The 11532-nt window shown below is 62.7% G+C and carries 13 protein-coding genes; 3 read left to right on the top strand and 10 right to left on the bottom strand.

The annotated features are described in order from the left end of the window. Positions 1–59: 59 nt before the first annotated feature. The 9 genes from AB0O97_RS01230 to glp form a co-directional block, all read right to left on the bottom strand. Positions 60–1751: a ribonuclease J gene (locus AB0O97_RS01230; RefSeq protein ID WP_363836467.1), complete on the bottom strand. Its 1692-nt coding sequence runs from the start codon at positions 1749–1751 to the stop codon at positions 60–62. A 2-nt stretch (positions 1752–1753) separates the two neighbouring features. After that, entirely contained in the window at positions 1754–2659 is a 906-nt protein-coding gene (gene dapA, locus AB0O97_RS01225) for a 4-hydroxy-tetrahydrodipicolinate synthase (protein ID WP_363879025.1), read from the bottom strand. A gap of 97 nt (positions 2660–2756) precedes the next feature. Next, a complete protein-coding gene (locus AB0O97_RS01220; RefSeq protein WP_363836471.1) occupies positions 2757–3548 on the bottom strand; it encodes an alpha/beta hydrolase in 792 nt (263 codons plus the stop codon). Between the two features lie 3 nt (positions 3549–3551). Then, complete coding sequence (locus AB0O97_RS01215) at positions 3552–4040, bottom strand: hypothetical protein (protein ID WP_363836473.1); 489 nt, start codon at positions 4038–4040, stop codon at positions 3552–3554. Positions 4041–4044: 4 nt separating this feature from the next. After that, on the bottom strand, positions 4045–4803 hold the full coding sequence (gene dapB, locus AB0O97_RS01210) for a 4-hydroxy-tetrahydrodipicolinate reductase (RefSeq protein WP_363836475.1): 759 nt from the start codon (positions 4801–4803) through the stop codon (positions 4045–4047). 10 nt (positions 4804–4813) lie between these two features. Then, a complete protein-coding gene (locus tag AB0O97_RS01205; protein WP_363879023.1) occupies positions 4814–5332 on the bottom strand; it encodes a molybdenum cofactor biosynthesis protein MoaE in 519 nt (172 codons plus the stop codon). Then, positions 5322–5822, bottom strand: coding sequence for a MogA/MoaB family molybdenum cofactor biosynthesis protein (locus AB0O97_RS01200; protein WP_363879020.1), 501 nt, complete (start codon positions 5820–5822; stop codon positions 5322–5324). The genes AB0O97_RS01205 and AB0O97_RS01200 overlap by 11 nt, the downstream gene beginning before the upstream one ends. Then, positions 5819–6388: a cyclic pyranopterin monophosphate synthase MoaC gene (moaC, locus tag AB0O97_RS01195; protein WP_363879017.1), complete on the bottom strand. Its 570-nt coding sequence runs from the start codon at positions 6386–6388 to the stop codon at positions 5819–5821. The genes AB0O97_RS01200 and moaC overlap by 4 nt, the downstream gene beginning before the upstream one ends. Further along, a complete protein-coding gene (glp, locus tag AB0O97_RS01190; protein ID WP_363879014.1) occupies positions 6376–7731 on the bottom strand; it encodes a gephyrin-like molybdotransferase Glp in 1356 nt (451 codons plus the stop codon). The genes moaC and glp overlap by 13 nt, the downstream gene beginning before the upstream one ends. Positions 7732–7970: 239 nt before the next feature. Between glp and AB0O97_RS01185 the strand changes: the two genes are divergently transcribed. Genes AB0O97_RS01185 through AB0O97_RS01175 form a run of 3 tightly spaced genes read left to right on the top strand, consistent with a single transcriptional unit; the run spans position 7971 to position 9980 of the window. Further along, complete coding sequence (locus AB0O97_RS01185; protein ID WP_363879011.1) at positions 7971–8522, top strand: hypothetical protein; 552 nt, start codon at positions 7971–7973, stop codon at positions 8520–8522. Positions 8523–8580: 58 nt separating this feature from the next. Further along, positions 8581–9696, top strand: coding sequence for a GTP 3',8-cyclase MoaA (moaA, locus tag AB0O97_RS01180; RefSeq protein ID WP_363836486.1), 1116 nt, complete (start codon positions 8581–8583; stop codon positions 9694–9696). After that, on the top strand, positions 9693–9980 hold the full coding sequence (locus AB0O97_RS01175) for a MoaD/ThiS family protein (protein ID WP_363879008.1): 288 nt from the start codon (positions 9693–9695) through the stop codon (positions 9978–9980). The genes moaA and AB0O97_RS01175 overlap by 4 nt, the downstream gene beginning before the upstream one ends. A gap of 192 nt (positions 9981–10172) precedes the next feature. Here AB0O97_RS01175 and AB0O97_RS01170 read toward each other — a convergent pair whose 3' ends face one another. After that, complete coding sequence (locus tag AB0O97_RS01170) at positions 10173–11531, bottom strand: pitrilysin family protein (RefSeq protein ID WP_363879005.1); 1359 nt, start codon at positions 11529–11531, stop codon at positions 10173–10175. Between the last annotated feature and the right edge of the window lies 1 nt (position 11532).

Below are 11532 nucleotides of genomic sequence, written 5' to 3'. Positions count from 1 at the left end.
ACGCAAAGTGGCCCGCAGCAGGGAAATTCTACTGCGGGCCACCAATACAACAATCCGGGCTAAGCCTCCAGGACCACCGGGATGATCATGGGGCGGCGGCGCAGCTTCCGGTTGACCCAGGTGCCAATCACGCGACGAACCACTTGCTGGAGCTGATGCGCGGTGTGATCGGTGCTGGCCATAACGGCTTCTTCCAACGCTGCGGCGATCTTGGGCTTGATCTCGTCAAAGACGGAATCGTCCTCGGCAACACCACGGGCGTGGATGTCCGGGCCGGAGACAATCTTGCCGGTGGCGCGGTTGACCACGGTGATGATGGAGATGAAGCCTTCATCGCCCAGGACGCGGCGGTCCTTCAGATCGGCATCGGTGATCTCGCCAACGCTGTGGCCATCCACATAGACAAAGCCGCATTCCACCTGGCCCACAATCTGGGCCACGCCGTCGCGCAAATCGATGACAGAGCCGTCTTCGGTGAGCAGCACGTTTTCGGCCGGCACGCCGGAGGAGATGGCGATCTTGGCGTTGGCGATCAGGTGGCGGGTTTCTCCGTGCACCGGCATGACGTTCTTCGGCGTCAGAATGTTGTAGCAGTACAGCAGCTCACCGGCAGCGGCGTGGCCCGAGACGTGCACCTTGGCGGTGCCCTTGTGGATCACGTCGGCGCCGCGCTTGAGCAGGCCGTTGATGATCCGGAACACGGCATTTTCGTTGCCCGGGATCAGCGATGACGCCAGGATGACGGTGTCGCCGTGGCCCACGGAAACCTTGTGGTCCCCGTTCGCCATGCGGGACAATGCGGCCATGGGCTCACCCTGTGAACCGGTGGACATCAGCACCACCTGGTTATCGGGCAAGTTGTCCACGTTCTTCAGGTCCACCACAACATCGGCCGGCACGTGCAGGTAGCCCAGCTTTTCGGCAATGCCCATATTGCGGACCATGGAGCGGCCCACAAAAGCTACCTTGCGTCCGTGCAGGACAGCGGCGTTGAGGACCTGTTGCACGCGGTGTACGTGGGAGGAGAAACTGGCCACGATGATGCGCTTGTCAGCTTTGCCGAACAAGGCCTCCAAGGTGGGCCCAATCTCTGCCTCACTGGTGGTGAAGCCGGGCACGTCGGCGTTGGTGGAGTCCACGAGGAACAAATCCACGCCTTCTTCGCCCAGCCGGGCAAAGTGGCGCAGGTCGGTGATGCGGCCATCGAGCGGCAGCTGGTCCATCTTGAAGTCGCCGGTGTGCAGCACGGAGCCGCCCGCCGTGCGGATGAAGACGGCCAGCGCGTCCGGAATGGAGTGGTTGACGGCAATGAACTCGCACTGGAACGGGCCGAGCTGTTCCACCTGTTCTTCCTTGACGGTCAGCGTGTACGGCTTGATGCGGTGCTCCATGAGCTTCGCCTCAACAAACGCCAGCGTCAGCTGCGAGCCGATCAGGGGAATGTCATTGCGCAGACGCAAAAGGTACGGGACGGCACCAATGTGGTCTTCGTGGCCGTGCGTGAGAACCACGCCCACTACATCGTCGAGCCGGTCCTTGATGTAGGAGAAGTCCGGCAGAATGACATCGACGCCGGGCTGGTCCTCTTCGGGGAAGAGCACACCGCAGTCAACGATGAGCAGCTTGCCGTCCATCTCAAAGACGGTCATGTTCCGGCCGATCTCGCCGATGCCGCCCAGCGGCACAATCCGCAGGGTCCCCGGAGCTAATTCCGGCGGGGTCCGCAGGCCCGGCTCAGCAATTTGGGTCATGTTTAGAGTTCCATTCCAGCTTCCGCAAGGTCAGCCTTGATCAGTGCGATCTCGGCAACGCCTGGCTCCACGAGGGGCAGACGGACAACCGAGTTGGACAGGATTCCCTGCCACTTAAGAATTTGTTTGACGGCCACGGCGCCCTGAACATGGCCCATGGTGGCCCGGATAACCGGATCCAGCGCGAAGTGAATGGCGCGTGCCGTGACAAAGTCCCCTGCGGCGGCAGCATCAATGAGCGCGCGGAACTGCTGGGGCGCCACGTGGGCACTCACACTGACAAGTCCGACGGCGCCAGCAGCCATGAGCGGCAGCGTCAGTCCGTCGTCGCCCGAGTACACATCGAGGTCCGTGTTGGCCAGGACCCGGCTGGTTTCGGTGAAGTCTGCCTTGGCGTCCTTCAGGGCAGTGATCTGTGGGTGATCGGCCAGCTTGATGATGGTTTCGGTGGTGATGGGGACACCGGCGCGGCCGGGGATGTCGTAGAGCATCACGGGAAGATCGGTGGAGCTGGCAATGGCTTCAAAGTGGGCTTGAATGCCGGCTTGGCTGGGCTTGTTGTAGTACGGGGTCACCAAGAGCAGTCCGTCGATGTCCAGCTTGGCCGCGCGCTGGGACAGGCTGATCGAGTGGCGGGTGTCATTGGTTCCGGTGCCGGCGATCACGCGGGCGCGCCCGCCCACGGCGTCGATGACGGCCTGGAACATGCCAAGGTTTTCTTCATCGGTCAGGGTGGAGGTTTCACCTGTTGTGCCGGTGACCAGGATGCCGTCGCAGCCGTCGTCCACGAGCTTGTTGGCCAGTTCCCCGGCTGCTTGATAATCCACTTCACCATCGACGGTGAAAGGGGTGACCATCGCGGGCACCAAGGTTCCAAACGGGCGAAGTGAAATCTTTGAGGCAGACATAGCTAAAACGTTACCCGCTACTTGCTGTTTTCACGCAACGGCGTCCACCAACGCAGGCAACACGACGTCGCCGCCGGCACCGCTAAACCTGTTATTCCTAGCGCAGGGATTCTAGGAACGGCAACCATTCATCAAGCACGGCTTGCGCTGGAAAAAGAGTGTTGCCGTGATTGCGGCCGGGCAGTTCCACGAAGCGGGCCTGGGCCATCAGGCTGGCAGCACGTTGCGAATCGGCAAACCGTCCGGTGTCCGCGGTTCCGGCCATCAGCAAAGCCGGGGTGGTGATGGCCGCCAGGGCGTCCTCGGGAACTGCAGCGTCAGCCTGTGTCTGAGCGAAGTAGGCACGCAGGGCCGCGGCGTCGTTGGCCAGGAAGGCAGCCTTGGTCTGGGCATCCAGCGGGCGCCCGATCCGCGCTTCCCAACCCTCAACAAAGGCGGGCATGCCGCCCGAGGCGAGAGCGCCGTCGTACTCGGGAAAGAACAGCCGCCCAATACTGCCGGTCTCAATCTGGTAGCTGCCGCCCAGCGAGGTGACGGAGCGCAGCCGTTCCGGGGCCGTGACGGCCAGCGAAAAGGCCATGCGCGCACCCACCGAGTAGCCGCCGTAATGGGCCTGTTGCGCGCCAACGGCGTCCAGGACCGCGAGGGCGTCCGCCACCAGAGTTTCCATGCGGTACGCGTCCGGCGTGGCCGGTTTGGCGCTGCGGCCGTGCCCACGCAGGTCCATGGTGATGACCTGGTACTGATCGCGGAACGCCTTGGTGTAGCCGAATCCGCGCCAAATAGCCTTGCTCAGCGCGCTTCCGTGGACCAGCAGCAGGGGTGTGCCCTCCCCCACCACGTCAAAGGCGAGTTCGACGCCGTCGTGCGGGTTATGCGCAATAGGCACGGCTTAAGCCTGTTTGAACAGTGCGATGGCGTCACGCATGGATTTGCGGGCGCGCTTGCGGTCACCGGCGGCATCGTAGGCGCAGGACAGCCGGAACCAAGAGCGCCAGTCCTCCGGCGCAGCCTCGGCCTCGAGCTTGTACTTGCCGAACTCCGCGTCAGCGGCGGCCCGGTCAATCCGGCCACCGGGTGACCTGGGCAGATTGTCCTCGGGCAAGCCACCTTCGGCTTCCAAAATGCCGGCCATCTTCTCGGTGCGGGCGCCAAACATAATCTCGGCGATCAGCGCCCAGGCTGCCACGAACGGGATGACCAGGTAGGCGGCACCCATCAGCTTGGCGACCCAGTCGGAGTCACCCAGCAGCAGGACGGCGCGCTGGAGCATGACCACCATGTAAAACACCAGCAGCAGGGCGATCAATGCCACCCAGATCTTGGTCTTGGAAATTTTCATTTTCGGTGCCTTCGCGCTGGAATTCGTTGTCTCTGCCATGGTCCTAGCCTTCGAGGTCTAGGTAGCCGTCAAGGCCTACGGTGAGTCCGGGGCGGGTGCCCACGGTGCGGACACCGAGCAGCACGCCGGGCATGAACGATTCGTGGTTGTAGGAATCGTGACGAATGGTCAGGCCCTCACCGTGGCTGCCGAAGAGCACTTCCTGGTGGGCCACCAAGCCGGCGAGGCGGACGCTGTGCACGGGCACGCCATCCACCGAGGCGCCACGAGCGCCGTCGAGCTCGGTTTCAGTGGCGTCAGGGGCGCCCGGAACGCCGGCCTCGCGGCGGGCGGCGGCGATCAGCTGGGCCGTGCGCAACGCCGTGCCCGAGGGCGCGTCGACCTTGCGGGGGTGGTGCAATTCAATGATCTCCACCGAGTCAAAGTACTTGGCGGCCTTGGCGGCAAAGTAGCTGGCCAGCACAGAGCCCAGCGCAAAGTTGGGGGCGATCAGCACGCCGGTTTCCGGGTGCTGCGTCAGCAGGGATTCCAACGCTGCGAGCCTGGTGGCGTCCCAACCGGTAGTGCCGACCACGGCGTGGATGCCGTGCGCAACGGCAAAGTGCACATTCGCCTCGGTGGAATCGGGCACCGTTAGGTCAACTATCAGCTGCGCACCGCGTTCCAACAGCACGTCTAGGGAATCGGACCGACCCAACGCCGCTACCAATTCCATATCCGGTGCGGCGTCGATGGCCGCAACGGCAGCCGTTCCCATTCGTCCCTTGGCGCCGAGCACGGCCACCTTCAGCATTTCACTCATAGCTTTAAGCCTACTGGTTTTTGCCGGGGCCCTGATCCGCGCCTGGCTCCGTGTTTTCTCCCGGGTCGCCTTCGCCGGGGACCTTCCCGGCGCCGACCCATTCCACCGAACCGTCGCTGAAGAACTGTTCCTTCCAAATGGGCACCTCAGCCTTGATCCGCTCCACCAATGCCGAGCACAGCTCGAAGGCTTCGGCGCGGTGCGAAGACGCTACGGCGCACACCAAGGCGGGTTCGCCGATCTCCAGCGGTCCCACGCGGTGTGCCACCCAAATGCGGACGGGGTGCCCGTCGGGGTCGCTGACGGCCTCGATCAGGGAGGCCACCACCTCACCGAGCACTTTTTTGGCGAGTGGATGGGCTGTGTAGCTCAAGCGCTCAACGGATGCTCCGCCGTCGTGGTTTCGCACCACGCCGCTGAAGCTGACCACGGCGCCTGCGGTGTCGGATTCGACGGCGGCGATAGCGGCGTCCACCGAGATGGGTTCGGCGCTGAGCAGCGCGGCCACGATCTGCACGTTAGTGTCCATGACGGCCCGCTATCTGATCGCACACATGCACGATGATCGGATCCAGCACGGCCAGTCCGTCCATGACGCCCGACGGCGATCCCGGCAAGTTCACAATCAAGGTGGTTCCGGCGATCCCGGCGTGGCCCCGGCTCAGCGCCGCCATGGGCGTCTTGGCCAGTCCGGCGGCGCGCATGGCCTCCATGATGCCCGGAATCTCGCGCTCGAGCAGCGGCAGGGTCATCTCCGGAGTCTGATCGTCTGCGCTCAGACCTGTCCCCCCGCTGGTCAGCACGACGGCGGGATGTTGCGTGAGCACGGCCCGCAGCGCCGCTCCTACCGGGGTACCGTCCGGCACCACAATGGGTTCCATGGCCTCGAAGCCATGTTCGCGCAGCCAGTCGACAATGACCGGACCGGTGGTGTCTTCGTAAGCGCCCAGTGCTGCCCGGGTGGAGGCAATGATCACGGCGGCTGTTCCCTGTGAGGTGCCGGGTTCGCAGGCACTCATGCTAGGTCTCCTCGTGAAGGTGCCGCTGATTCGGATGTGGCTGCTGCTGGGTCTGCTGCTGTTGCGTCCACAGCCCAGCCGCCGCTTTTTCCGCCACTCTTGGCCAGAACCTGGATGCCGGAGATGACGGCATGTTTGTCCACGGCCTTGATCATGTCGTAGACGTTGAGTGCGGCCACGGACACAGCTGTCAGAGCCTCCATTTCCACCCCTGTTACGCCACGGGTTTTCACGGTGGCCAGCACCGTGACGGCAGTGTCCCCCAGTTCGAAATCGACAGTGACTTTGGAGATGGGCAGTGGATGGCAGAGCGCGATCAGATCCGGTGTTTTCTTGGCAGCCATGATGCCAGCAACGCGGGCCACGGCAAGAGCGTCACCCTTGGGCAGTCCGCCAGCGCCCAACAGCGCCATGACCTCGGGCGTGGTGCTCACGGTTCCGGTGGCAGTTGCTTCGCGGGTGGTCACTGCTTTCTCGGAGACATCCACCATGGCGGCGGTGCCGTCCTGGCGCAGGTGTGTCAGGTGTGTCAGGGAAGAATTTTCGGGTGTAGTCACAACAGCCATACTTCCACTTTTGCGCCAGCCTGCAGTTCAGTGACACCTGCTGGGATATGAATCAGGGCGTTGGCGTTCGCTAGGGCCCCCAGCAAATGTGATGATTCCCCGCCCACTTGACGCACGGATGGGGAAGATTCATATTCGGGACCCGAATAGATCCCGCGCCGGAGCTGGTGTTTTCCGGCTGGCGAACTCATGGCGGTTTCCAGCGCAGCGACCACGCGCTGGCGCGGTGCCGGAACTCCCACGATTGCCGAGAGTGCAGGCCGCAGGAACATCTCCAAGGAGACGAAGGAACTGACAGGATTGCCGGGGAACCCAATAAACGGGACGCCGTTCACTGTTCCCAGCCCTTGAGGCCCTCCCGGTTGCATGGCTACAGAAAGAAAGTCCACTGCGGCACTTCTTCCGGCAAGGTCGATTGCTTGCCGGACTACTTCAAAGGCACCTGCGCTGATGCCACCCACGGTGATCAATAGATCGTAGGCCGGCACCGCTGCGCCGTCGTCCCCGGTCGACCGTGTCGAGGCATCCATGAGTTGCCACAACTTGGCAGGATCGTCGCTGACTCGCTCAGGACGGAAAACCTCAACCTGGGCCTGCTCCAATGCGGCTTTGAGCATCGCCTGATTCGCGTCAAAGATCTTCCCAAGGGGCAGCCCATCAGCGGCAGCGGGATCGCCTGGAGCCAACACTTCATCGCCGGTACTGATCAGCAGCGCCTTGAGCCTGCGGCGTACGGGCAGTTCGGTCAAACCTAGAGCAGCAGCAAGGCCCACGTGCGCAGAGTTAAGGAGCGTTCCAGCAGTTATGACTGTGCTTCCGGACTGGATGTCACTGCCTTGCACCCTGACATAGCTTCCGACAGCCGTGGGCGGCAAGGCTACTTTCTCCCCCGGTGCGGCAAACTGTGCAGGCAGGGCCTTCTCAATCGGCACCACGGCATTGGCACCCGCTGGCATCATGGCCCCGGTCATGATGGGTGCGGCGAAGCCAGCTTCCAGCCGGGCAGGCACGGCACCGGCGGCGATGGTTTCCGCCACCAAGTATGTGGTTGATTTGTCCAAATCAACGGTATTCGACTGATCATCGATGGCGTCAGTGACCTGGATGGCATAACCATCCATCTGCGAATTAGGGAAAGGGGGTAAGTCCAGGGGCGCCACCAGCTCGCTCGCCAACACTCGCCCCCGGGACTCTCCTACAGGCAGTAACTCTATGGCGGGGCTGGGCACCGGGCCCTCGCCCAGAAGCGAGGCACCAGCCAGCACGGACTGTGGCAAGAGCTCCCAGGCCTCCCGCAGCAGTTGCTCAACGGCTCGTTGGTGTTCAGCAAGGGTTCTGCGCATGGTTTCCTTTCGGCGGGCGCCGTGTGGCACCGCTGTTCCACCATCCTAGGCGAGTCCTATGCGAGGCCTATGCGAGGCCACCTTCCATGTCCTGCACTGTGTTGGCGGCACTGTGTTGGCGGCACTGTGGCTTCCACGCGCTGTTGGCCAGGAGCGTTTGTTAGTCTTGAACCTTCCCTCCGACCGAAAGCGCTCCCGGTTTTGGCCCCTTGTCTGCTTTGCCTCCGTTGCCCGGATCCATGAGCTGGCTGCTCGACGACGCCCTCCTGATCGGTGTCCCGCTACTCTCGGTGGTACTTGTTGCCTTGGTCATCCCGGCCTGCATGGCGCTCCGTGGCAACTGGCGTTCATGGACGGTGGCACCTCCAGCCATCCCCAGACTCAAGCATCGGCCAACAACGTACTTCTCTTTCTCATTGCTTTGCTCTGCTCTGGTACTCCTCACCGTGATGCCTTCCTTGGTCTTTGAGGCGCTGAACATGGAAGAGGCGAGGGTGTTGATGTGGACCGTACCTTTTTGGACTGCCATGGCACCTTTGATGCTCTCCATCGCTTGGTGGCCAGCGTGCCTAGGACCAAAGTGGTACCGCCAATGGCGTGCTGCCGGGGGAAACCGCAAAGTTCTGCCGTGGCGCCGCGAGGACATTGCTGCCGCGATGGCCCTTCCTGACTGCCGGCGTAAAGACAAGATCTTGCGCAATATCGAGGTCTCCAAGTCATTCGTCGAGCTGGCCCTCGGCCAGGCTGCCAGACACGGCGGAGCACACCTTTCCTCAGGTTTACGAAGCTGACATGGCTGGCCGTAACGGCGTAAGCCCCGAAAACCCAATAATGGCGTAGCGTTAAGGAATGGATACCAAAGCTGTGGCACTGGGCATGCCGGAACTTCGCCCCGTTTCGCCCGGACTTGGTGTGCCCCGCCCCGGCGGCACCGAAACGGGCCTGTTAGACCAATTCGGCCGCGTGGCCACGGACATGCGCTTGTCCCTCACGGACAAATGCAATTTGCGCTGCACGTACTGCATGCCTGAAGCCGGCCTGGAATGGCTCAAAAAAGACAAGCTGCTGACGGCCGAGGAAATCGTTCGCCTCGTAGGTCTGGGCGTGAACCGGCTCGGTGTGCGCGAGCTGCGGTTGACCGGCGGCGAGCCGCTAGTGCGGGCCGATCTGGTACAGATCATTGCAGCGCTGCGAGAGAACCACCCTGACTTACCCATCTCGCTAACCACCAACGGCGTAGGCCTAGCCAAGAAAGCACAGGCCCTGGCCGACGCCGGGCTGACGCGGCTCAACGTCTCCATGGACACCCTTCGCCACGATGCTTTCCTGCAGCTGACCCGCCGCCCGTTCCTTGACCAGGTCAAGGCCGGCATCGAGGCGGCTGCGGCAGCAGGGCTGAAACCCATTAAGATCAACGCCGTACTGTTGCGCGGAATCAATGACACCACCGCCGCGGAGTTACTGCAATGGTCCCTTGAGCGCGGCTACGAACTGCGTTTCATCGAACAAATGCCTCTCGACGCCGATCACGGTTGGACGCGCGATGGCATGATCACCGCCGCCGAAATCCGCACCCTGATCGCCACCGACTTTGAACTGACACCAGATCCGCGTGCCCGAGACGGTGCACCTGCTGAACGCTTCGAGGTCCGCCGCCCCGGGTCAACGCAGTTGCTGGGCACCGTGGGCATCATCGCCTCGGTCACCGAACCGTTCTGCGCCGACTGCCGCCGCACCCGCATCACGGCCGAGGGCAAGGTCATGAGCTGCTTGTTCTCCCGGACCGAAGTTGATCTGCTGGAGCTGCTGCGCGCTGGTGATTCCAAGAACGACGACGATGCCGTCACCGCCCGCTGGCAGGATGCCATGTGGGCGAAGCCAAAAGCTCACGGCATGGGACACCCGGGTCTGGGAGATGCAGACTTTGTCCAGCCGGACCGCAGCATGAGTGCTATTGGAGGATGAGCATGCACATACGATTCTTTGCCGCAGCCGCAGCAGCCACAGGTGTCGAGGAACAGCGCGTAGACCTAGCTACATTGGCAGGCACCGCGCCGTTCACATTGGCTGACTTGTCCGAGCTGCTCGTGGCGAGCTTCCCGGTGTCGGCCTCCAACCATACTCCCCCGCTGGCCGAAATCCTGACCCGCTGCAGCTTCCTGCTGAACGAGGTCTCCACCCGAGACCTGAGTTTGGCACTGTCCCCGGGCGACGTCGTCGATGTGCTCCCGCCTTTCGCCGGCGGATAGACGCGACGGGGCCATCCGGACTTTGAAGCTGCGCACCGTTAAGACGTAATGGCGCTCAACTCCAAGAGTTGCGTGCCATTACGTCTTAACGGTGCGCAGGTTCAGTGGGTCGGCCAGCACTCACGAGGGCGGACCCGCCAGCGCTAGGAGCCAAGAGACAGGAACGGCGGCATTTTTGCGCGGAGACAAAAATCAGAGGCCGAAGGTCTCAGTTTCCTCGAAGGGGCCCACCACTGTGATGGTGCGGGGCGCAGCGGCCAACTCGCGGGCCAGGTCCTGAACTTCAGCGGCGGTAACTTCGCGGATGCGGGCTAGAGATTCGTCGATGTCTAGGTATTCGCCCGTGACGAGCTCGGCTCGCCCCAGACGGGACATGCGTGATCCGCTGTCCTCGAGGGCGAGCACAATGCCGCCGGAGAGCTGACCTAGGGCCTTCTTCAGTTCTTCGTCGGAGACACCATGTTCGGCCAGCTTCTCCAGCTCGGCTTCCAGCAGTCCGATGACCTGTCCCACCTTGGCGGGGGCGCAGCCGGCATACATGCCAAAATAGCCGGTGTCGGCGTAGGAGGAGGCGAAGGAGTATGTGGAGTAGACCAGGCCGCGCTTTTCCCGGATTTCTTGGAACAGCCGTGAAGACATGCCGCCGCCAAGAATAGAGTTCAGGACGCTCATAACGAAGCGGCGCGGATCCGTGGCACGCAGAGACGGGCAGCCCAGGATGATGTTCGCCTGTTCAACCTGGCGGTTTATCACGTGCAGCCCGGCTGTGCCGGAAACTGAAACGGGATCGCTGGAGCGCCGCGGCACGGGGGCAACTCCCGCATCCAGAGACCAGCCAGCGGTGCGCAACGCGTCCATCACCAGTGCACACACGGTGTCGTGGTCAAGTCCGCCAGCCGCTGTGATGACCAGCGTTTCGGGGCGGTAGTGCTTTTGGTAGTGGTCCCACACGGAAGCCCGCGGAACAGCCTTGATGGCCTCCGGGGTACCTCCGATGGGACGGCCCAGTGCATGCTCGCCCAGCACTGCGGCAACAAATTTTTCGTGCGCAACATCCATGGGGTCATCGCCATCCATGGCGATTTCCTCCAAGATGACGTCGCGCTCTTGCTCGAGCTCTGCCGGATCAATCACGGCAGAGGTGACCATATCGGCTATGACATCTATGGCCATGGGTAAATCAGTATCAAGTACACGTGCGTAGTAGCAGGTGCTTTCCTTGGCGGTGGCAGCGTTGGACTCTCCGCCCACCTCGTCGAAAGCGGACGCAATTTCCAGCGCGGTCCGGCGCTTGGTGCCCTTGAACAGCAGGTGTTCAAGGAAATGGGTTGAGCCGTGTTGGCCCTCGGTTTCATCCCGAGAGCCAACACCAACCCAGAACCCGATTGTCGCACTGCGCTGTCCGGGCATGGACTCAGTCAGGACCCGCACACCACCGGGCAGGACCGAGCGGCGCACAACGGCGCCGCCGAGCTGTCCGGAAATTATGGTGGAGTCACTGCCATTGTGGCCGTCAGCAGCGCTAAGAAGCGGCAAAAGGGTGATCGCCATG

The sequence above is a fragment of the Specibacter sp. NPDC078692 genome, assembly GCF_040686835.1.
In the GTDB taxonomy this organism is placed as follows: domain Bacteria; phylum Actinomycetota; class Actinomycetes; order Actinomycetales; family Micrococcaceae; genus Specibacter.
Note: the sequence above shows the minus strand (reverse complement) of the source record. Positions and strands in the feature narration are given on the sequence as shown.